The 21942-nt window shown below is 72.9% G+C and carries 12 protein-coding genes and 1 pseudogene; 6 read left to right on the top strand and 7 right to left on the bottom strand.

The features are described 5' to 3' along the window. Window positions 1–53: 53 nt before the first annotated feature. Entirely contained in the window at window positions 54–2918 is a 2865-nt protein-coding gene (gene uvrA, locus E1212_RS25020) for an excinuclease ABC subunit UvrA (protein WP_131987544.1), read from the bottom strand. 197 nt (window positions 2919–3115) lie between these two features. Between uvrA and E1212_RS25015 the strand changes: the two genes are divergently transcribed. Next, window positions 3116–3844 (top strand): maleylpyruvate isomerase family mycothiol-dependent enzyme, encoded by a 729-nt coding sequence (locus E1212_RS25015; protein ID WP_131987557.1) that lies wholly within the window; start codon window positions 3116–3118, stop codon window positions 3842–3844. A gap of 7 nt (window positions 3845–3851) precedes the next feature. After that, entirely contained in the window at window positions 3852–4511 is a 660-nt protein-coding gene (locus E1212_RS25010) for an MBL fold metallo-hydrolase (protein ID WP_131987542.1), read from the top strand. A 157-nt stretch (window positions 4512–4668) separates the two neighbouring features. Here E1212_RS25010 and E1212_RS25005 read toward each other — a convergent pair whose 3' ends face one another. Both E1212_RS25005 and E1212_RS25000 read right to left on the bottom strand, forming a co-directional pair. Beyond that, window positions 4669–5766 carry a TerC family protein gene (locus tag E1212_RS25005; protein ID WP_131987555.1) on the bottom strand — a complete coding sequence of 366 codons (1098 nt, stop codon included), beginning with the start codon at window positions 5764–5766 and terminating at the stop codon, window positions 4669–4671. A gap of 271 nt (window positions 5767–6037) precedes the next feature. Continuing rightward, window positions 6038–6997: a helix-turn-helix domain-containing protein gene (locus E1212_RS25000; protein WP_162605620.1), complete on the bottom strand. Its 960-nt coding sequence runs from the start codon at window positions 6995–6997 to the stop codon at window positions 6038–6040. A gap of 151 nt (window positions 6998–7148) precedes the next feature. On the opposite strand from E1212_RS25000, the gene E1212_RS30865 reads away from it, so the two are divergent. Further along, window positions 7149–10931 (top strand): S8 family serine peptidase, encoded by a 3783-nt coding sequence (locus tag E1212_RS30865; RefSeq protein ID WP_131987538.1) that lies wholly within the window; start codon window positions 7149–7151, stop codon window positions 10929–10931. A 70-nt stretch (window positions 10932–11001) separates the two neighbouring features. On the opposite strand, the gene E1212_RS24990 is transcribed toward E1212_RS30865, so the two are convergent. From E1212_RS24990 to uvrB, 3 genes are all read right to left on the bottom strand, one after another. Then, window positions 11002–14811, bottom strand: coding sequence for a S8 family peptidase (locus tag E1212_RS24990; protein ID WP_131987536.1), 3810 nt, complete (start codon window positions 14809–14811; stop codon window positions 11002–11004). Window positions 14812–14936: 125 nt separating this feature from the next. Beyond that, the gene (locus E1212_RS24985) at window positions 14937–15893 is read right to left on the bottom strand and encodes a helix-turn-helix domain-containing protein (protein ID WP_131987534.1); all 957 of its coding nucleotides are present in this window, start codon (window positions 15891–15893) and stop codon (window positions 14937–14939) included. Between the two features lie 406 nt (window positions 15894–16299). Next, window positions 16300–18411, bottom strand: a complete 2112-nt coding sequence (gene uvrB, locus E1212_RS24980; RefSeq protein ID WP_131987532.1) for an excinuclease ABC subunit UvrB — start codon at window positions 18409–18411, stop codon at window positions 16300–16302. 116 nt (window positions 18412–18527) lie between these two features. Here uvrB and E1212_RS24975 point away from each other — a divergent pair, with 116 nt between their 5' ends. Further along, window positions 18528–20039, top strand: coding sequence for an AAA family ATPase (locus E1212_RS24975; RefSeq protein ID WP_131987530.1), 1512 nt, complete (start codon window positions 18528–18530; stop codon window positions 20037–20039). Window positions 20040–20143: 104 nt separating this feature from the next. Here the strand turns inward: E1212_RS24975 and coaE are convergent, their stop codons facing one another. Then, complete coding sequence (gene coaE, locus E1212_RS24970; protein WP_131987528.1) at window positions 20144–21322, bottom strand: dephospho-CoA kinase; 1179 nt, start codon at window positions 21320–21322, stop codon at window positions 20144–20146. A 58-nt stretch (window positions 21323–21380) separates the two neighbouring features. On the opposite strand from coaE, the gene E1212_RS24965 reads away from it, so the two are divergent. Together E1212_RS24965 and E1212_RS24960 are read left to right on the top strand one after the other, a co-directional pair. Continuing rightward, the gene (locus tag E1212_RS24965) at window positions 21381–21707 is read left to right on the top strand and encodes a hypothetical protein (RefSeq protein WP_131987526.1); all 327 of its coding nucleotides are present in this window, start codon (window positions 21381–21383) and stop codon (window positions 21705–21707) included. Then, window positions 21704–21942: pseudogene (locus E1212_RS24960) on the top strand (hypothetical protein); the annotation flags it as partial. The gene E1212_RS24965 and the pseudogene E1212_RS24960, both read left to right, overlap by 4 nt.

The raw sequence follows: 21942 nt of genomic DNA, 5'->3' as shown, positions 1-21942 counted from the left end.
ATCATCGTGTACGGACCAGCCGACGGATCGGATTGCGCGCGCCACGAACTGGTCTAGACCCCGAGGATCTCCTTGAGGAAGCCGCCGGTGTGCGACGCGTCGACCTTGGCCACCTGTTCGGGCGTGCCGGTGGCCACGACCGCACCGCCGCCGGTGCCGCCCTCGGGGCCCATGTCGACGATCCAGTCGGCGGTCTTGACGACGTCGAGGTTGTGCTCGATGACGACCACGGTGTTGCCCTTGTCGACCAGCCCCTGCAGCACGCCGATGAGCTTGCGGATGTCTTCGAAGTGCAGGCCGGTGGTCGGCTCGTCGAGCACGTAGATGGTCTTGCCCGTGGACCGCTTCTGCAGCTCGGCGGCGAGCTTGACGCGCTGCGCCTCGCCACCGGACAGCGTGGGCGCCGGCTGGCCGAGCCGCACGTAGCCCAGGCCGACCTCTTTCAGCGTGCGCAGGTGCCGGGCGATGCGCTCGACCGGGGCGAAGAACTCCGTCGCCTCCTCGATGGGCATCTCGAGCACCTCGGAGATGCTCTTGCCCTTGTAGTGCACCTCGAGCGTCTCGCGGTTGTACCGGGCGCCGTGGCAGACCTCGCACGGCACGTAGACGTCGGGCAGGAAGTTCATCTCGATCTTGATGGTGCCGTCGCCGGTGCACGCCTCGCAGCGCCCGCCCTTGACGTTGAACGAGAACCGGCCCGGCAGGTACCCGCGGACCTTCGCCTCCTGCGTCTCGGCGAACAGCTTGCGGATGACGTCGAACACGCCGGTGTAGGTGGCCGGGTTGCTGCGCGGGGTGCGGCCGATGGGCGACTGGTCGACGTGGACGACCTTGTCGACCAGGCCCATGCCCTCGATGCGCTTGTGCCGGCCCGGTACCGCCCGGGCGTTGTAGATCTGCTTGGCCAGCGCGGAGTAGAGGATGTCGTTGACCAGCGTCGACTTGCCCGAGCCGCTGACGCCGGTGACGGCGACGAAGCAACCGAGCGGGAACTCGACCGTGACGTCCTTGAGGTTGTTGGCCCGCGCGCCGACGACGGTGATGGCGCGGCCCTTCGTGGGCGGACGGCGCACGGCAGGGATGTCGATGCGCTTCTTCCCCGACAGGTACTGCCCGGTGAGGGAGTCCTCCTGCGTCAGCAGGTCGTCGACGGTGCCGCTGACGACCACCTGGCCGCCGTGCTCGCCGGCGCCGGGGCCGATGTCGACCACCCAGTCGGCCACCTTGATGGTGTCTTCGTCGTGCTCGACCACGATGAGGGTGTTGCCGAGGTCGCGCAGCCGGATGAGCGTCTCGATGAGCCGGTGGTTGTCGCGCTGGTGCAACCCGATGGACGGCTCGTCGAGCACGTACAGCACGCCGACCAGGCCGGACCCGATCTGCGTGGCCAGCCGGATGCGCTGCGCCTCGCCGCCGGCCAGCGTGGCCGACGCCCGGTCGAGGCTGAGGTAGTGCAGGCCGACGTCGACCAGGAACTGCAGCCGCTCGTTGACCTCTTTGAGCACGCGGGCGGCGATCTGCTCCTCGCGCTCGGACAGCGTGAGCGTGCGCAGGAAGTCGGCGCACTCGCCGATGGGCAGCGAGGCGACCTCGGCGATGCTCTTGCCGCCCACCGTCACCGCCAGCACGACCGGCTTGAGCCGGGCGCCGCCGCAGGCCGGGCACGGGACCTCGCGCATGAAGCCCTCGAACCGCTCGCGGCTGGCGTCGGACTCGGCCTCGGCGTAGCGCCGCCGCACCCACGGGACGACGCCCTCGTAGGACGTGTAGTAGGAGCGCTCGCGGCCGTAGCGGTTCTTGTAGCGGACGTGCACCTGCTGGGGATGGCCCTGCAGGACGGCCTCGCGCGCCTTCTTGGGCAGCGACTCGAACGGGACGTCGGTGCGGAAGCCGACGGCGTCGGCCAGCGCCGTGACCAGCCGGTCGAAGTACTCGGAGGTGGTGCCTGGCGCCCACGGGGCCAGCGCGCCGTCGTCGAGGCTCTTCGAGGGGTCGGGGACGACCAGTTCGTCGTCGACCTCCATGCGGGTGCCCAGGCCGGTGCACTCGGGGCACGCGCCGAACGGCGAGTTGAACGAGAACGACCGCGGCTCGAGCTCTTCGAACGACAGCTCGTCGTAGGGGCAGTACAGGTGCTCGGAGTAGACCCGCTCGCGGTGCTCGTCGTCCTCGGGCAGGTCGACGAAGTCGAGGGTGACCAGGCCGCCGGAGAGCCGCAGCGCCGTCTCGACGGAGTCGGTGAGCCGGCGCTTGGCCGACTCCTTGACCGCCAGCCGGTCGACCACCACCTCGATGGTGTGCTTCTCCTGCTTCTTCAGCTTGGGGGCGTCGGTGAGCTGGTACACCGTCCCGTCGACGCGGGCCCGGGAGTAGCCCTGCGACTGCAGCGTGCGGAAGAGGTCGGCGTACTCGCCCTTGCGCTCGCGGACCACGGGCGCCAGCACCTGGAACCGGGCGCCGTCCTCGAGGTCGAGCACCTGGTCGACGATGGATTGCGGCGTCTGCCGGCCGATGGGGCGGCCGCACTCGGGACAGTGCGGGTGCCCGGCGCGCGCGTAGAGCAGGCGCAGGTAGTCGTAGACCTCGGTGATGGTGCCCACCGTGGAGCGCGGGTTGCGCGACGTGGACTTCTGGTCGATGGAGACCGCCGGCGACAACCCCTCGATGAAGTCGACGTCGGGCTTGTCCATCTGCCCCAGGAACTGGCGGGCGTACGCCGAGAGCGACTCGACGTAGCGGCGCTGGCCCTCGGCGAAGATCGTGTCGAAGGCCAGGCTGGACTTCCCCGACCCGGACAGCCCGGTGAACACGATGAGCGCGTCACGCGGCAGATCGAGGGAGACGTCTTTGAGGTTGTGCTCCCGTGCCCCGCGAACCACCAGACGGTCGCTGGAACGGGCTGCGGTTCGTTCGGTCATGAGACCCCGTGGACTCCGGTATCGGCGAGTTCGTGCAGCGGACAGACGGACAGACGTGCGGTTGCTTGCATCGTAGGGGCCGGGTCCGACAAGGTCGTCCCGAATGCGGCCGGACCGGCCCGGACCGGCCAACACAGTCGCCCCGTCGGCCGATGAGGACTAGGTTCGAAGGCGTGCCCACCGTGAACGCCGAACCGATGTCCCACGATTCCGGCGACTCCCCCGCCGCCGGACCGGTGACCGCCGCGACCGAGCGACTCATCGCGACGGCCGCGGCGCTGGACGACGCTGACCTGACCGCACCCAGTCTATGTCCCGGCTGGACCCGCGCCCACGTCCTCACGCATGTGGCCCGCAACGCCGACGCGCTGTCCAACCTGCTGTCCTGGGCCCGCACCGGCCGCGAGAACCCGATGTACCCCAGCCGCGAGGCCCGCGACGCCGACATCGAGGCCGGCGTCGGCCGCTCGCCCGCCGAGGTGGTCGACGACCTGCAGGTCTCGGCCGACCGGTTCGTCCGCGCCGTCATGGAGATGCCCGACGACGGCTGGGAGCGCCAGGTGCGCCGCGGGTTCGCCGCCACCGGCGAGCCGCTGCCCGGACGGCGGGTGCTGTGGCTGCGGCTGCGCGAGCTCGAGGTCCACCACGTCGACCTGTCCGCCGGCTACGCGCCGTCGGACTGGCCCGACGCGTTCGTCCGGCGGGCCCTCGACGAGACGGTGCGCGCCTTCGGCCGCCGCGACGACGTCCCGGCCGTCACCCTCGAGGTCGACGGCGGCGGGGTCGAGCACCTGGGCCCCGACGCACCGGTGACGGTCGCGGGAGTGCCGGCCGAGCTGCTGGGCTGGCTGACCGGGCGCTCGCCCGGCGCGGGCCTGCGGGTGCAGCCGCCGGGCGGGTTGCCCGCGCTGCCTGCCTGGCTGTGACGGGCCGGTGACCACGTACTCGGGCCACGTGCGGCCGGGCGGCGTGCCGGCGGTGCACGAGCTGGCCGGGCTGGTCGTCACCAAGGCGTCCGTGGGCGGGCGGTGGGACACCAACACCTACGTCCTGCGCTGCCGCTTCTCCGGCGACGAGCTCGTCATCGACGCCGCGGCGGAGCCGTCGCGGGTGGTGGCCTTGTGCGGCGACGGCCGGGTGCGCTACGTCGTGACGACGCACCGGCACCCCGACCACTGGGGTGCGCTGGAGCCGGTGGCGGCGGCGACGCGAGCCGTCACCGTCGCCCACGAGGACGACGCCCCCGCGATCCCGGTGCCGACGGCGCTGTCGGTGCGCGACGGCGACACGCTGCGGTTCGGCGACGCCGAGGTCGAGGTGATCCACCTGGTCGGGCACACCCCGGGCAGCATCGCCCTGCTGTACGACGACCCGACGGGCCCGCCGCACCTGTGGACCGGCGACTCGCTGTTCCCCGGCGGCGTCGGCAAGACGCCGACCCCGGCCGACTTCACGTCGCTCCTCGACGACGTGGAGCGCAAGCTGTTCGACCGGCTGCCGGGCGAGACCTGGGTGTACCCCGGCCACGGCGACGACACCACGCTCGGCGCCGAGCGCCCGCACCTCGCCGAGTGGCGCGCCCGCGGCTGGTGAGCTGCGGCGACGCCTCACGAGGCGTCCTCCCGCTTCACCAGGCCTGCATGCCTCGTTCAGCAGGGAATCCCCTGCTGAACGTGATCATTCCGGGGGCGGAGGCGGCGTAGGGGGACGGCGACCGGGCGGGCCGGGCACCGTCCCCCGCGAAGAGGCGTCAGCGGTGGTCGTCGACCCGCTGACCGTCGGCGACGTCGTCGGCGGACCGGCTCTGCGCCGTGGAGCCGTCCTCGACCTCGGGCGAGCCGCCGGCCGGGCCGCCGGCCAGGGCCGCCTTCCGTTCGTCGCTGCGCGACTTCATCAGGCTGAGCACCGTCGTCACGACCAGGGTGCTGAGGATGACCGTCAGGGACAGCCAGATGGGCACCTCGGGCACGTCGTGGAACGGCTCGCCGCCGTTGACGAACGGCAGGTTGTTCTCGTGCAGCGCGTGCAGGATCAGCTTCACGCCGATGAAGGCGAGGATGACGGCGAGGCCGGCGGACAGGTAGACGAGCTTCTGCAGCAGGCCGCCGATGAGGAAGTAGAGCTGCCGCAGCCCCATGAGCGCGAAGATGTTCGCCGTGAAGACGATGAACGCCTCTTGGGTGAGGCCGAAGATCGCCGGGATGGAGTCGACGGCGAACAGCAGGTCGGCGGAGGCGATGGACAGGAAGACGATGAGCATCGGCGTGTAGAGCCGCTTGCCGTTCTCGCGGATACGCAGCTTGATGCCGTGGTACTCCTGCGTCATCGGCAGCACCTTCTGGGCGCGGCGGACGAACGCGTTCTCGTACTCGTCGTCGTGCTCCTCGTGGTGGACCTGCTGGTTGGCCAGCCGGACCGCGGTGTACACGAGGAACGCGCCGAAGATGTAGAACACCCAGGCGAACTCGTTGATGAGCGCGGCGCCGAGCAGGATGAACACGCCGCGCATCACGATGGCCGTGAGGATGCCGAACATCAGCACCGACTGCTGGAACTGCCTGGGCACCCGGAACTGGGCCATGATGATGACGAAGATGAACAGGTTGTCGACGCTGAGGCTGTACTCGGTGAGCCAGCCGGCGAAGAACTCGCCGGACGCCTGGCCGTGGCCGACGAAGCCCAGGATGACGCCGAAGACCACCGCGAGGCCCACGTAGAAGGTCACCCACAGGCTGGCCTCGCGGATCGACGGGGCGTGCGGGCGGCGCGTCACGATGAGCAGATCGAGGACGAGCAGCAGGGTCAGCACGACGAACGTGCCGATCTCGAACCACACGGGCAGGTTCAACACGAAGACAGAGTCCTCTCCGGTGAGCTGAGCGCACAGCGGACGCTGGGCGCAACCGGAGGTCTCTTCCGCCCGGGTTCGCCGGGCCGGCGGCACCGGGATGCCCCTGGTGTGGGGAGCATCCGTGATGACGATGCCACCGCGTCGGGATTACTCCCCTCCACGCTGATCCCAGTATATTTCACAGCCCCGCCCGCGAACGCAATTCGTCGTCCACCCCGCCGATTACCCGGCGCGTCCCGCGGCATGCGCCGGCCGGCGGCCGGGCCGCTCAGAGCACGCCGTTGCGGGCGGCCTGCAGGCCGGCCTGGAACCGGGTCCGGGCGCCGAGCCGGCCGCTGATCTCGCGGATGCGCCGCTGGACGGTCCGCTGGCTGGCGCCGACGTGCCGGGCGATCGACTGCTCGGTGAGCCCGGCCGCCAGCAGGTTCAGGATGACGCGGTCGTCGTCGACCTGGCCGTCCTGGTCGCTGGGCGCCAGCCGCAGGGGCATCGCGCGCAGCCAGGTCTCTTCGAACACCTCGGCCAGCACGTCGAGCAGCCCGCTGGGATGCACGACGAGCAGCTGGTCGGTGATGAGCGCGCCGGCCTTGGCCGGGAGCATGGCGAGCCGGTCGTCGATGAGCAGCATCCGGGCCGGCAGGGTGGGCGCGACCCGGGCCTCCTCACCCGCCGCGATGCCGCCGATGAGGTCGGCCAGCCGTCCCGGCAGGTCGACGGCGCTCTGCTCGTACAGGACGCGGTGGCGGACGCCGGCGCGCAGCAGCTCGACCTCGATGGGGTTCGGCTCGCTGTTGACGACGCCGTAGGGCGGGCGCTCCATGGCGCGGACCTGCGTGCGGGCGCTGCTGTAGACGTCGACCAGCCGGCGCGCGGTCGCGTCGGAGCCGGTGACGATCTCGACGAGGTCGCCGGGCTCGACGGCGTCGTGGCGGCGGCGGTGCTGGACGGCGAGCTCGTCGACCAGGGCGCGGCTGCGTTGCAGGTCGCGCTCGCGGGCGGCCAGCGTGTCGGCGAACGCCAGCGAGGGGTCGACCAGGCGATACGACGGCGGCTGCCCCGGCACGCGGTCGGCCAGGCCCCGGAGCTCGAGGGAGTCGAGGACCTTCTCGACGATGTCGGGGGCCACTCCCGCGGGGGCGAGCGCTGCCGCCGTCGCCGGCCGGGCGCACTCCAGCAGGGCGAGGTAGACGGTCTGCTCCTCGTCGCTGAGGCCGAGCTGTTCCAGCATGCGCGGCTCCCGCAGGGTCGAGACCGCTGGCCAAAACCTGCCACTGACGGATTTTCGCCAAAGCATATCCCTTGTCACGTTCCACGAAACTTGTGCACGATCCGGACACCGCACACCCCCACGTCGCCCCGTGTCCCCGGAGGGCAGAACGTTGCGCAGGTACTGGAGAGCGGCCGCGGCCGCCGTCGTCCTCACCGGCCTGGTCGCGCAGGGGATCCCTGCCGCGACCGCCGAGCCCGTCGGCCCGGCGGGGTCGGCCCCACCCCTCGCCGCGCCGGGCGGCGGTGTCACCGTCACCCTGATCACCGGCGACCGCCTGCACGTGACGACGGCGGCCGACGGGCGGCGGGCGGCCACCGTCGAGCCCGCCGCCCGGGCCGACGGGTCGGTCCCCGGCTTCCACGAGCAGGAGATCGACGGGCACCTGTACGTCGTCCCGGCCGATGTCGCGCCGCTGGTCCCGGACCTGCTGGACCGTGCGCTGTTCGACGTCACGGCGCTGATCGAGCAGGGCTACGACGACGCGAGCAGCGACGTGCTGCCGGTCATCGTCGAGTCGGCGCCGGCCACGGCCCGCCGCGGCGCCGCCCCGCCGCTGCCCGCCGTCACCCCCACCGACACGCTGGAGTCGATCGGCGCCGTCGCCGCCGACGTCGACAAGGACGCCGCCGCCGCTCTCGCGAACGCGCTGACCGGCGCCCGGCCGCTCGACGACGCCGTCGGCGCCCGCACGGCCGCCACCGCCGCCGATCCGCTCGCCGGCGTCGAGAAGATCTGGCTCGACCAGACCATGAGCACGGTCGACGAGGACAGCGCCCCGCAGATCGGCGCGCCGGACGCCTGGGCGGCCGGGTTCACCGGCGAGGGCGTCACCATCGCCGTCCTCGACACCGGCATCGACACCACCCACCCGGACCTGGCCGGCAAGGTCGTCGCCGAGGCGAACTTCAGCGTGTCGGACAGCACGACCGACCGCTACGGGCACGGCACTCACGTCGCGTCGATCGCCGCCGGCAGCGGCGCGGCGTCGGACGGGCAGCGCCGCGGCATCGCCTACGAGGCCGACCTGATGAACGTCAAGGTGCTCGACGACGGCGGCTCCGGCCCGATGTCCGAGGTCATCGCCGGCATGGAGTGGGCGGTCGGCAACGGCGCCGACGTCGTCAACCTCAGCCTGGGCGTGCGCGGCGGCTACACCGACGGCACCGACCCGGCCAGCCAGGCGGTGAACGAGCTCAGCGCGGAGTCCGGTGCGCTGTTCGTCATCGCCGCCGGCAACGACGGGCCGGGCGACGGCACCGTCACGACCCCGGGCGCGGCCGCCGGCGCTCTCACCGTCGGCGCCGTCGACAAGCAGGACCAGCTGGCCGGGTTCTCCAGCCGCGGCCCGCGGGCGGGCGACTTCGCGCTCAAGCCGGACGTGACGGCGCCTGGCGTCGGGATCGTCGCGGCCCGGGCGGCGGGCGCCGTCATCGGCACCCCGGTCGGCGACGACTACCTCGCTCTGGACGGCACGTCGATGGCGACGCCGCACGTGGCGGGCGCGGCGGCGCTGCTGGCGCAGCAGCGGCCGGAGTGGACCGGGCCGGACCTCAAGGCCGCCCTCGCGTCGACCACGACGCCGAACGACGCCCTGACCGTCTACGAGCAGGGCACCGGCCGGATCGATCTCGCCCGCGCGACGTCGCAGCAGGTGTTCGCGACGACCGGCCCGATCGACGCCGGCTACTTCCCGTATCCGCAGGACGACGTCGCGCCGGTGACCCGGACGGTCACCTACCGCAACGCCGGCACTGTGCCCGTGACACTGTCGCTGACGGCTGAGGTCGCCGACGACGACGGGACGGCGCCCGCGCCCGGCATGGTCACGCTCGGCGCGTCGTCGGTGACGGTGCCGGCCGGCGGCACGGCCGAGGTCGCCGTCACCGTCGACCCGTCGGCCGGCGACTACGGCCTGTACGGCGGCTGGCTGCTCGCGACGGGGCCCGACGGCGTGAGCGTGCGGACCGCGCTGGGCTTCCACAAGGAGTCCGAGCGCTACGACCTCACCGTCGAGGGGATCGCCCGCGACGGCCGCCCGGCCGGCGGGATCAGCCTGGTCGACGTGGTCAACGTCGACGACACCAGCGTCTTCGCGGAGACCAGCGTCGGGTTCGTCGACGGCGCGGCGACGTTCCGGGTGCCGCCGGGCCGGTACGCCGCCATGGGCTTCGTGTTCACCTACGACGAGCCACATGTGTTCACCACGCAGACCGCGGCGGTGTTCGCGCCGGAGTTCATCGTCACCGGCCCGACGACGGTGACGCTGGACGCCCGCGACACCGTCCCCATCGAGGTCGAGACCGCCGACCCGGTCGAGGCGACGAACACGATGCTCGCGTGGTGGCGGTCGGACCCTGAGGGCAAGTCCTACGCCCACTCGTTCTCCGTCGGCGCGCAGGTCTCCTACGCCTCGCCGACCGACCCGGTCACCGTCGGCGACTTCGAGTACTACACGCAGTACTCGCTGGTCGCGCCGCTGATCCAGGTGCGCACGCTGACGCCGGTGGAGCGGCCGATCGAGGCGACGTACGTGCTGAACTCGGCGCTGCTGGACGGCTCGTTCGAGCTGCCGATCGTCTACGCGGGCCTCGGCCGGCCCGCGGACTTCGAGGGCGTCGACGTGGCCGGGAAGATCGCGCTGATCCAGCGGGGCGAGATCCCCTTCCTCGAGAAGATGCACAACGCGGCGGCGGCCGGGGCGGAGCTGGTGATGATCTTCAACAACGTCTCCGGCGCGCTGACCATCGGCGGCGACCCGAACACCGTCCCGACCATGGCCATGACCCGCGAGGAGGGCCAGGCGCTGCTCGCGCTGCTGGACCAGGGCCCGGTGACGGCGGCGGTCGAGGCGATCGAGGTGAGCCCCTACCTGTACGACCTCGTGCTCGTGGAGGAGGACGTGGTGCCGCCGGCGCTGCACTACGAGATCGACGCGTCCACCACCACCCGCATCGACGTCGCCTACCACAGCCACGTCCCCGGCCAGGGCATCGGCGAGCTGCGGCACAAGTGGCGCCCGTGGGACGCGTTCTCGTTCGGCTTCCTGCGCCGCACGGTGGCGCCGCAGTCGCGGGTCGAGTACGTGTCGGGCGGCGACACGTCGTGGGCGCAGTACGCCTACGGCGCATCGACCGACGCCGATCCGTTCGGCTTCCCGATGCTGTCGGCACCGCGGACCTACGACAACGGCCTGGAGCTCGAGGACGCGTGGTTCCGGCAGGTGCTCGCCCCGGGCGTGCTGCCGGTCGACGTCGGCGCCGAGAACGCGGCGGCCCACCGCGACGGCGCCGAGGTGACGCTGCGGCTGCCCGAGTGGGTCGACGGCGAGGGTCACTACGGCGGGCTGGTGCCGTCGGTCGACACGCCGGCGTTCCGGCTGTTCGCGGACGGACAGCAGGTGGCGTCGGGCGCGCAGGCGAACGGGACCTTCCCGGTGCCGGCGGGTTCGTCGTCGCTGCGGGTGGAGCTCGACGTGGCGCGCTCGGCTCCGTGGTGGCGGGCGTCCCCGGCGACCTCGACGGCCTGGACCGTGCCATCGTCGACCGTCGATGAGCCGACGACGCTGCCGTTGCTCACCCTCGACTACGGCGTCGACGTGTCGCTGCTGAACGTGGCGGCGAAGCCGGGCGCCCAGGTCGTCGACCTGGGGGTGGGCCACCAGCCGGGCGCGGCAGGCACGGCGCCGGTGGCGGGCGCGGAGGTCTCGGTCTCGTTCGACGACGGTGCGAGCTGGCGGCCCGCCCGGGTCGTCCCCCATGGCGACGGCGAGTTCCGCGCCGTGATCGGCCGCGTGCCCGCCGCCGCGACGCACCTGTCGCTGCGGGTCTCGGCGTGGGACGAGGCCGGCGGCCGGATCGAGCAGGAGGTGCTGCGCGCCTACGCCCTCGACTGACTGACGTGAATCATCGGCGATCGACCACGCCAGGATGTGGTCGATCGCCGATGATCATGGGAGCGGGTGGTCAGGACAGCGCGTAGGCCCGCTCGATGGTCTGCTCGGTGCGGTTGCCGCGGTCGTCCCAGGCCTCGACCCGCAGGCTGACGAAGCCGTTGGTCTCGGCCAGCCTCGGGTGGTGGGTGCGGACGTGGAACTCGCCGCCGCGCGGCCGGGGCAGGACGCGGGCGGACTCCCAGGTGGCGCCGTCGTCGAAGGAGACCTCCACCGTCAGCCCGGCCACGTCGGACGGGCCGGCGAACCCGACCGGGCGGCCCGTGCGCACCGTGAACCCGAAGCCGCGGCCGGCCGGCGCCCGGTTGAGCAGGTCCAGCGGCACGTCGTAGCCGAGCAGGATCGCCGGCACCGCCGCGCACACGTTCGCGCTCGGCAGCAGCTCGCCGCAGCCGTCGACCTCCAGCTCCTCCGGCGCCGACGACACGAACGTCCACGCCGTGTGCGACCAGGCGGCCAGCTGGTGCTCAGGGCCCACCTCGGCCTCGCCGACCTGCTCGATCCGGTACGTCGCCGGGCCCTCGACCAAGTACGCCGCCTCGTCCTCGATCGGCTCGCCGTCGCGGTAGAGCGTCGTCGTGGTCCACGTCCGGCCGGAGCCGTGGTGCTCCGGGTCGGAGTCGGACCGCGGCCACGGCGCGAACGCGAGGATGTTCTCCGTCCGGCACATCACGCACGGCAGCTCGGTGTAGCCGCTCGGGTGGCTGGGCGCCTTGTGCCAGGTCACCGGGTAGCGCCCGCCGGGCTCGTAGGTTTGGACGGCGCCGCGCAGGTTCGCCGAGTTGAAGCCCCACACCGAGTGGACCTGCTGCAGCTGGCGCAGGTCCGGCCCGGCGCTCACGTAGTCGGTGCGCCGCGCCGGCTGCACGAGCTGGTCGAAGTAGCGGAACGTGCCGCCCTCCCACTCGGCGAACACCTCCATGACCTCGCTGCCGCGCAGGCCCTCCATGTCGGCGTGGTAGGCGTTCTCGACGGCGGCCAGCTCGGCCCGGCGCGTGGTGTGCGTGAGCTCGTCCGGGATGCGGCCGGCGTCCTCAGCCCAGAGCTGGTACGTGAACCGCGCCTCCTCGACGCCGGTCAGGGTCAGCTCGACCGGGCCTCCGGCCAGCTGGTCGCGCAGCCGTGCGCCCTCGCCGGCGCTGGTGGCGAGCACCGGCAGCGTGTTCGCGCTGCCGACGTCGACCGACACCGGCCCCGGCACGTCGCGCGCGACCAGCAGCGCGGTCGCGCCGTGCGCCTCGGCCAGCCGAGCCTGGTCCTCCGCCCACGACGGGTCGCCCTCGACCAGCACGACCGCGCCCGCCACGTCGGCGGCCGCGTACTCCTCGGCGGTGCCGGTCCCGACGTCGACCAGCGGCGCCGTCCGCCGTCCGTCGAACCGCCCGGTGTAGCGCGGCGTCACCGCGGACACCGGGTCCGAGCCGGCCGCCGCCCGGATGAGCGGCTCGCGCAGCGTGGTGACCGTCGTCATGGTCAGCTCGCCTTCGGCGGGCTCGGGCGCCGGGATGGCGCCGTACACCGTCGTCGACGTGGACCGGTCCGCCAGCGCGCCCATGGCGACCAGGATCCCGTTGGCCGCGGTGCGGTACAGGTTGGTGGTGATCTGGGTCGGCTCCGTGGGCCGCGGCTCGTCGGCGACCTCGAACTCGATGTCGACGGCGTCGCGGGCGTCCACCGTCACGGTGGTGTCGCCGTCGACGCCCACCTCGGTCAGGGCGAACAGGTCACTGCTGAGATCGGTGTACCCGCCGCCGGGGTCGGCCGTCGCGACGGTGCCGTAGACGCTGTAGTCGCCGGCCGGGACGGTGAACGTCATCGCGTCGGCCTCGTACGAGGTCTCGGACGTGTAGTACAGGCGCGGGTCGTCCTGGTTCACGACGACGACGTTGGCCCGCGCCGGGGTGGCTCCGAGCCGGCCGGTCAGCCCGACGGTGAGGTCGTACGCCGGTCCGTCGGTGACGTACGCGAGCGCCGTCGCCGCCGCGACGTCGCCGGGGCCGGTGGCGCGCAGGTGCCCGGTGTACGACCCGGCCGCGCTGCCCGCCGGGTCGAGGGTGACGGCGGCGGTGGCGGTCCCGCCCGCGGGCACGGTCAGCGTGGCCGGCGACACCGTCAGCGTCCCGGCCGCCGGGGCGTCCCCGGACTGGTCGGCGACGTCCAGCGTCAGGTCGAGGCGCAGGTCGGTGCCGCCGCTGTTGGTGTAGGTGACGGGGACGGTGCGGGGGGCGGCGCCGTCGCGCGGGAACGGGTGCACGCCGAGCTCGGCCTTGCCCGTCGCGACGAGGTCGCTCGCGGTGACGGCGGCGGCGTCGACCCGGCCGCTGCCCTGTTCGTAGAGGCCGTGGCCGAGGTCGAGCGACGTGCTCATCAGCGCGTCCTTCAGCTGCCCGGCGTCCCAGTCCGGGTGCCGCTGCCGCACCAGCGCCGCGACGCCGGCGACCTGCGGGCTGGCCATCGACGTTCCCGCGTTGGCCAGGTAGTACTCCCCCACCGGGACGCCTCCGGTCGTCCCCGCCGAGCGCGCGGCGACGATGGCCGCGCCCGGCGCCGTGATCTCCGGCTTGATCGCGTGGTCGCCGACCCGGGGGCCGCGGCTGGAGAAGCCGGCCATCGCGTCCTCGCCGTCGACGGCACCGACGGCCAGCGCCGCGTCTGCCGCCGCCGGGGTCGTCACCGTCTGGCTGCCCGGCCCGAAGTTGCCGGCGGCGACGACGAACAGGGTCCCGGACTCCGCGCTGAGCCGGTTCAGCGCCTGGCTCTGCGGGTCCTGCCCGTTGGTGGGGAACGAGCCGAGGCTGAGGTTCACGACGTCGGCGCCCTGCTCGACGGCCCATTCCATGCCGTCGATGACCTCGGAGCCGAAGCTGGATCCCTCGTCGCTGAGCACCTTGCCGATGAGCAGGTCCGCGCCCGGCGCGATGCCGGTGTACCGGCCGTCCGACGCGGCCCCGGTGCCCGCGACCGTCGAGGCCACGTGGGTGCCGTGGCCGTGGCCGTCGTGCACGGTCTCGCCCTCGATGAAGCTGTGCGACCCGACGACCTGCCCGGCGAGGTCCGGGTGGCCGGTGTCGTACCCGGTGTCGAGGACCGCGACCCGGACGCCCTCGCCGGTGAACCCGTTCTCCCACGCCTCGGGCACGCCGATCTGGGGGCGGCTGTCGTCGAGGCTCGCCTCGACCTTCGCATCGAGCCAGACCCTCTCGACCCCGGCGATCGCGGCGATCCCGGCGGCCGCGGCCGAGCGGCCGGCGCGGGTGCCGGGCGCGAACTGGCGCCAGAAGTCGGCCGCCGCCTCCGTGCCGACCTCGAGTCCGACGCCGTCGATGCTGGTCAGCGGCGTGACATCGGCGACGGCCGGGAGGGCCGCGGCCCGCTGGGCGAGCCGGGCGCCGTCGGCGTAGGTGACGATCAGCGGGATGGTGTCGAGGTCGGCGTAGCCGTTCTCGGCCAGGTACCGCACGTCGAACAGCCGCTCGTCCAGCACGCCGGCAGTGATCAGCGGCTGTGCCTGGTCCGGCACGACGAGCACGGCACCGTCCGGGCCGACGGTCATCACCATCTCGCGGGTGCCGCTGTCCGGCGCCGGTTCGACGCTGACGTCCGGCCGGGCGCCGCCGGTGTCGGCATAGACGACGCGGTCGCCGGTGATCAGCGTGATGACGACGGGGTCCGCGGCCGGTCGGGCGGCGGGTCCGCTCGTCACGGCCGGGGTGGCCGCCGGGGCACCGGCCGGCGGGGGTGGTGCCGGAGTGGGGGCCGCGACCGCCGCGGCGCCGCCGGCGGTCAGGGCGACGACGGCCGCGGTGGCGATGACACCTCTCACAACGTCCTCCTGGGGGCGGGAGCCAGGGCGTCACCGTACGAAGGCGGCGAAACCGAACTCAACGGCTGGCGGCGGCGACTGTGTGCCAATGTCACAGAGACGACACGCGGTCGCCGGCAGACGGGTCAGACCCAGCCGCGGCGCGAGGCCTCCCAGGCCAGCTGCATGCGGGTGCGCACCTGGGCGCGGTTCATGAGCGCCTGCACCTTGCGCTGGACGGTACGGGTGCTGGTGCCGCGGTGGGCGGCGATGGCCTCGTCGGTCAGCCCGGAGAGCAGCAGCGACAGCAGCCGCCGGTCGTCGGCGTCGAGGAATGGTTCTCGCGGCGGCGGGGAGTTCTCGCTGTCGACGTGCAGCGGGACGGCGGTCGCCCAGACGAAGTCGAACAGCTCGAGCAGGGCGTCGAGCACCGCGCCGCGGCGGATCAGCACGCCGACCGGTGTGGTGTCGTCGCGCGCCATCGGCAGCATGGCCACCGCGCGGTCGATGGCCAGCATCTTCACCGGCAGCCTGGTGTGGACGCGAACCTGGTCGCCGTCGCGCAGGCCAGCGCGGACCGCCTGCAGGGCACCCGGGGTCTCGAGCGCCTCGGTCTCGAACACCGTGCGGCCGCGCACCGACGGGCCCGGCTGCACGCGTTCCTCGCTGCGGACGGCGATGATCGGCGGCTTGACGAGGTTGAGCACCTGGAACCGGGCCGCCGCCAACAGGTTCATCGCGGTCTGCCGCAGCGCCTCGGCGCCCCGGACGATCTCGAAGACTCCCGAGGCCTCCCTGGTCAGCGCGTTGGTGCGGTGCTGGGCGGCCAGCCGGTCCAGCGTCTGCTGCGCCGAGCGGAGCTCGCTCAGCCGCTCGGCGATCATCGCCTCGACGACACCGGGCGAGGCCGCGACCCAGCGCACCGGCAGGTCGGTGGTCCGGCCGGCCAGGCCGCGCGCCTCGAGCCCGGCGAGCGCGGCGTCGACGGCCGCCGCGTCCAGCCCGGTGGCCGCGGCGAGCTCGGCTCCCGTCGCGGAGACCATCGACACCAACTGCCCGTAGACGCGGTCCTCGTCGCCGGAGGCACCCAGTACGGTGAGCATCAGCGCCTGCCGCCTCTCATGGCTGCCGGCCTCCGCCCGGTTCGTCGGGTATCGCCGGACACCCTAGCGTCCCGGGTCGAGGGCAACCGGCAACGGTGCGACGTCGCGGTCGCCAGGGCGACTCCGAGGCCACCCGTTCGCCGCAGCATCGCCACGCCGTTCCCGTCCGCCGCCGATGATCTGCAGGGCGTACCGACACGACCGGAGAACGCCCGCCGGCGTCCTCGGCGAACCACTGCCCAGCACCCGACCCACCCGGTGTCGCCACCACCGGGTGAATCCGCGGACACCGACGCACCGCCGTTCCCAGCCGCTCGCCCTCCGGGGCGCGGCGGCGCGTCCGACGCGGCGATGCCCACTGCTCCCCGGCCGTCACGGCAGCCGCAGCCGGCCCCGGCAGGTGGTGTCAGCCGACGCCGGCCTCGTGCATGCCGCGCAGTTCGCGCTTGAGCTCGGAGATCTCGTCGCGGAGCCGGGCGGCCAGCTCGAACTGCAGCTCGGCCGCCGCGGCGCGCATCTGGTCGCTGAGCTGCTGGATGAGCCCGGCGAGGTCGGCCGCGGGCATGCCGGCGAGGTCGGCGGCGTGCTTGCCGGCGCTGCCGACGCTGGCCCGGACCCCCGGCACCGGAGACTTGCCGCGGCTCGCGGCGCGGCCGGAGCCGCCGATGAGCGCCTCGGTGTCGGCGTCCTCGCGGGCCAGCATCTGGGTGATGTCGCTGATGCGCTTGCGCAGCGGGGTGGGGTCGATGCCGTGCTCGCGGTTGTAGGCGACCTGCTTCTCGCGCCGGCGGTTGGTCTCTTCGATCGCGTTCTGCATGGACGGCGTGATGGTGTCGGCGTACATGTGCACCTGGCCGGACACGTTGCGGGCCGCGCGGCCGATGGTCTGGATGAGCGACGTGCCGGAGCGGAGGAACCCTTCCTTGTCGGCGTCGAGGATGCTGACCAATGACACCTCGGGGAGGTCGAGGCCCTCGCGGAGCAGGTTGATGCCGACCAGCACGTCGAACTCGCCGATCCGCAGCTCGCGCAGCAGTTCGACCCGGCGCAGGGTGTCGACCTCGCTGTGCAGGTAGCGCACCTGGATGCCGCGTTCGAGCAGGTAGTCGGTGAGGTCTTCGGCCATCTTCTTGGTGAGCGTGGTGACGAGGACCCGCTCGTCGCGCTCGATGCGCAGCCGGATCTCGTGGATGAGATCGTCGATCTGGCCCTTGGTGGACTTGACCACCACCTCGGGGTCGACCAGGCCGGTCGGGCGGATGATCTGCTCGACGACGCTGTCGACCTTGTCGAGCTCGTACGGGCCCGGCGTGGCCGACAGGTACATCGTCTGGCCGATGCGCTCGAGGAACTCCTCGAACCGCAGCGGGCGGTTGTCCATGGCGCTGGGCAGCCGGAACCCGTGGTCGACGAGCGTGCGCTTGCGGCTCATGTCGCCCTCGTACATGCCGCCGATCTGCGGCACGGTGACGTGCGACTCGTCGATGACCAGCAGGAAGTCCTCGGGGAAGTAGTCGAGGAGGCAGTTCGGCGCGGACCCCGGCTGGCGGCCGTCCATGTGCAGCGAGTAGTTCTCGATGCCGGACGTGAACCCGACCTCGCGCATCATCTCGATGTCATAGGTGGTGCGCATGCGCAGCCGCTGGGCCTCGAGCAGCTTGCCCTGCCGCTCGAACTCGGCCAGCCGCTCCTCGAGCTCGGCCTCGATGCCGACGATGGCCCGCTCCATGCGCGCGCGGCCGGACACGTAGTGGGTGGCCGGTGCGACGTAGGTCTCGCGCTCCTCGCGCATGACCTCGCCGGTGAGCGGGTGCATGGTCATGATGCGCTCGATCTCGTCGCCGAAGAACTCGACCCGCAGCGCCAGCTCGTCGTACATCGGGATGATCTCGAGGGTGTCGCCGCGGACCCGGAAGGTGCCGCGGGTGAGGTTCTGGTCGTTGCGGGTGTACTGGACGTCGACCAGCTCGCGCAGCAGGCCCTCGCGGTTCTTCTCGTCGCCGACCTTGAGGTGCACCATGCGGTGGAGGTACTCGTCGGCCGAGCCCAGGCCGTAGATGCACGACACCGTCGCCACCACGATGACGTCGCGCCTGGTCAGCAGCGACCACGTGGCCGAGTGCCGGAGCCGCTCGACCTCCTCGTTGATGGAGGAGTCCTTCTCGATGTAGGTGTCGCTCTGCGGGACGTAGGCCTCGGGCTGGTAGTAGTCGTAGTACGAGACGAAGTACTCGACGGCGTTGTTGGGGAACATCTCGCGCAGCTCGTTGGCGAACTGGGCGGCCAGCGTCTTGTTCGGCACCATGACCAGCGTCGGCCGCTGCAGCCGCTCGATGAGCCAGGCCGTCGTCGCGCTCTTGCCCGTGCCGGTGGCGCCGAGCAGCACGGTGTCCTTGGCGCCCGCACGGATGCGCCGCTCGAGCTCGTCGATGGCCGCCGGCTGGTCGCCGGACGGCTCGAACTCGCTGACGACCTTGAAGGGCGCCACCGTCCGAGTGATCTCACCTGCCGCACGCATGACACCGAGAGTATGCGGTCGCACCGACAGAGTCCGACCCTGCGGCTGTTCCCTGCCCTCGCCGGACTCCGGGCCGGCCGGGACCCGGCGGCCGGCACCCGGCTAGGCTCGCAGCGATGGACGACGAGACCCGCAGGTTTCTGACCACTTTCCGCACCTTCATGAACGAGGTCGTGCAGCAGGTCCGCGACGAGTCCGGCGACACCGCCGAGCCGCTGCTGCCCGTGCTCCGGGCACACCTGGGCGTCGAGCCCCGGTCGCTGCCCGTGGTCACCGAGCAGCTGTCGCCGCTGCGCTTCGCCGACGCCGACGTCGCGCTCGAGGTGCTGGCCCGGCGCCACGGCGGCCGGCAGCTCGTCGGCGTGGGCGGCGGCATGCAGCGGCGGCACTCGGGGCTGGCCGAGATCGTCGAGAACGCCGGCATCCACCGCATGTTCCCCGTCGGCCCGGTCGACTACGCCCGCGTCCCCACCGGGCCCGACTCCAGCCGCCAGGTCGTCTCGTTCGGCCTGCACCTGCTCTCGTACGACGGCGTGCCGGTGGTGGTCCTGCAGCGCGACGCCCAGCCGCAGTTCGGCCGCGAGCTCCCCGAGCTCGAGGTGCTGGCCGCGGCCGACACCGTCGTGCCGCCCCTCCTCGACGAGGTGCGCCGGCTCATGGCCGAGCACAGCGTGCTGCGCGGGCAGGTGGTGACGTTCGCCTCGGCCGAGTTCGGCGCCAGCAACGGCTCGGTCACCTTCCTCCGCCGGCCCGGGCTGAGCGCCGGCGACGTCGTCCTCCCCGACGGCGTCCTGGCGAAGGTCGAGCGGCACCTCACCGGCGTCGCCCGGCACCGCGAGGCGCTCAGCACCGCCGGCCAGCACCTCAAGCGCGGCATCCTGCTCTTCGGCCCGCCCGGCACCGGCAAGACGCACACCGTCAGGTACCTCATGTCGGTCAGCCCCGGTACGACGGTCATCGTGCTGTCCGGGCACGCGCTGCGGCTGATTCAGGTCGCGGCGCAGACCGCCCGCGCGCTCGAGCCGGCCGTCGTCGTCCTCGAGGACTGCGACCTCATCGCCGAGGACCGCAGCTACTCCGCCGGCCCGCAGCCGCTGCTGTTCGAGGTGCTCGACGCGCTCGACGGGCTGGCCGACGACGCCGACGTCGCGTTCGTCCTCACCACCAACCACGTCGACCTGCTCGAGCCGGCGTTGGCCCAGCGGCCCGGCCGGGTCGACCTCGCCGTCGAGATCCCGCTGCCCGACGTGGCGGCGCGGCGGCGTCTGAACCGGCTGTACGCGCGCGACCTGCCGTTCGCGCCGTCGTCGCTCGACGCTGCGGCGGAGCGGTCCGAGGGGACGACGGCGTCGTTCGCGAAGGAGCTCATGCGGCGGGCGGTCCTGACGGCGGCCGATGCTGGCCATCCGCCGGGCGACGCCGACCTGGCCGCCGCGCTGGACGAGCTGCTCGGCGACACCGAGGCACTGACCCGGAGCCTGCTCGGCAGCGGCGCGGACGATGCGGCCGGAGACGGCGGGCAGGGCGACGACGGGATCGGGCCCGGCCGGGCGCGGCGTAGCGGCGAGCCGCGGCCTGGCCTCGCGCCGCCCGGCGCCGGCCGCGGTTCCTACCGCCCGCTCCCCTGACGCCGCTGCATCACCAGGATTCCTCGCGCCTCACCACGATCGCAGGCGTAGTGCGACACGGGACTTCGTGGTGAACGTGATCATTCCCACCACGAAGGAGCAGGTCAGGGCTGCCAAGCGGTCTGCTCGGCCCAGCGGTCGGCGCGGGCGAGGGCGGCGTTGATCCAGGGCGTCTTGCGGGTGGCGTACTCGTCGATGGTGTCGTGCGGCTGGGCGGCGAGGTCGCGCTTCAGCGCGGCGTACTCGGCGACCGCGTCGGGGTGGGCGCGCAGCCAGTCGCGCAGCAGCAGGGCGTCGCGCCAGGTCGGCGACGTGACCGGGCGGATGTGGCAGTTGACGGGGCGGCCGGGGTCGGCGTTGCACGCCAGCGCCTTGTCGCGCTCGGCGCCGTCGCGGTCGACGTCGAACCAGCGGTCGGGCAGCCGGACCAGCCCGGCGTCGGCCAGCCCGCCGGCCAGCGCCGCCGCCGTCTCGAGGTCCGCGACCACGAGCTGCACGTCGACGACGTCCTTCGCCGGCAGTCCGGGCACTGATGTCGAGCCGTGGTGGTCGGCGCGGATCAGCCGGTCCCCCGCGATGCGCCGTATCCGCTCCAGCAGCCGCCTGGCCTGCTCGGGCCAGGCCGGGTCGGGGTCGGCGAGGATCGCGTGCGGCGGCCGCGGCGCCCGGGTTCCGGCGCGCAGGTGCGCCTCGAACGGCACCAGCCGCTGCGACCACAGGTCGTCGACGGCGGCCTCGGTGTCCACGAGCGGGCCGGAGTTGTCGATCCAGACGTCCGCCGCGGCCCGCCGCTGGTCGTCCGTCGCCTGCGCCCGGATGCGGGCCAGCGCGTCGGCCGGCGTCATGCCGCGGTCGTCGACCAGCCGCCGCAGCCGCTCCTCCTCCGGCGCGTGCACGACCACGACCAGCGCGAACCCGGCCTCGTACCGGTTCTCGACCAGCAGCGGGATGTCCTCGACGACGACGGCGTCGGGCCCGGCGGCCGCGACCAGCTCCTGCCGCCGCCGTCCGACCAGCGGGTGCACGATGGCGTTCAGCGCCTGCCGGCGGTCGTCGTCGGCGAAGACGACCTTCCCGAGCGCCGGCCGGTCGAGGGCGCCGTCGGGCGTCAGCACCCCCGGCCCGAACTCCGCGGCGACGGCGTCCAGCCCCGGCGTCCCCGGCTCGACCACCTCGCGCGCCAGCAGGTCCGCGTCGATGACCGTCGCACCCCGCTCGGCGAGGCGGTGCGCCACCACCGACTTGCCGGCCCCGATCCCACCCGTCAGCCCGACTCTCAGCACCCCACGACCCTAGCGGGCGGCGGCAGCCGGGAGGACCATGTGGATCGGAGGGGATCACATGGCCATGAAACTCTCGTCGCAGGTCGGCGCGGCACCGGCGCAGCCGGGACACGTACGGGCGCAGCTTCTCGCCACGGAGCACTGGAGCCTGCTCGCGACCCGCAGCCAGACGTGGTCGGAGGTGATGGGCCGCATCACGATCCACCTGACGGTGTCGTCGGCGGCGATCGTGGCGCTGGCGCTCGTCGCACAGGCGTCCGGCTTCGGCGCCCGGTTCCAGGGACTGGCCATCGGGCTGGCCGCGATCGTGCTGCTGCTCGGCACCCTGACGGCGGTGCGCGTCTACAACGCGTCGACGGACGACCTGGCGCTGGTCTGGGGATGAACCGGCTGCGCGCCGCCTACGTCGCTCTGGACCCGGGCATCGAGGCGCACCTGGTCGCGGGGACCACCGACGACCTCGCCGGCATCGACCGGACCTACGGCATGATCGTGCGCCGCAACGCGAGCCAGGTGCTGGGCAGCGCGGCGTTCTTCGTGTCGGCGGTGAACGCGATCGTCGCGGGTGTGCTGTGCGCGCTGGTGACCGACGCGCTCGGGGCGGGCGTCGTGGCGGTGGC

Source organism: Jiangella ureilytica (assembly GCF_004348545.1).
GTDB classification, from domain to species: domain Bacteria; phylum Actinomycetota; class Actinomycetes; order Jiangellales; family Jiangellaceae; genus Jiangella; species Jiangella ureilytica.
Note: the sequence above shows the minus strand (reverse complement) of the source record. Positions and strands in the feature narration are given on the sequence as shown.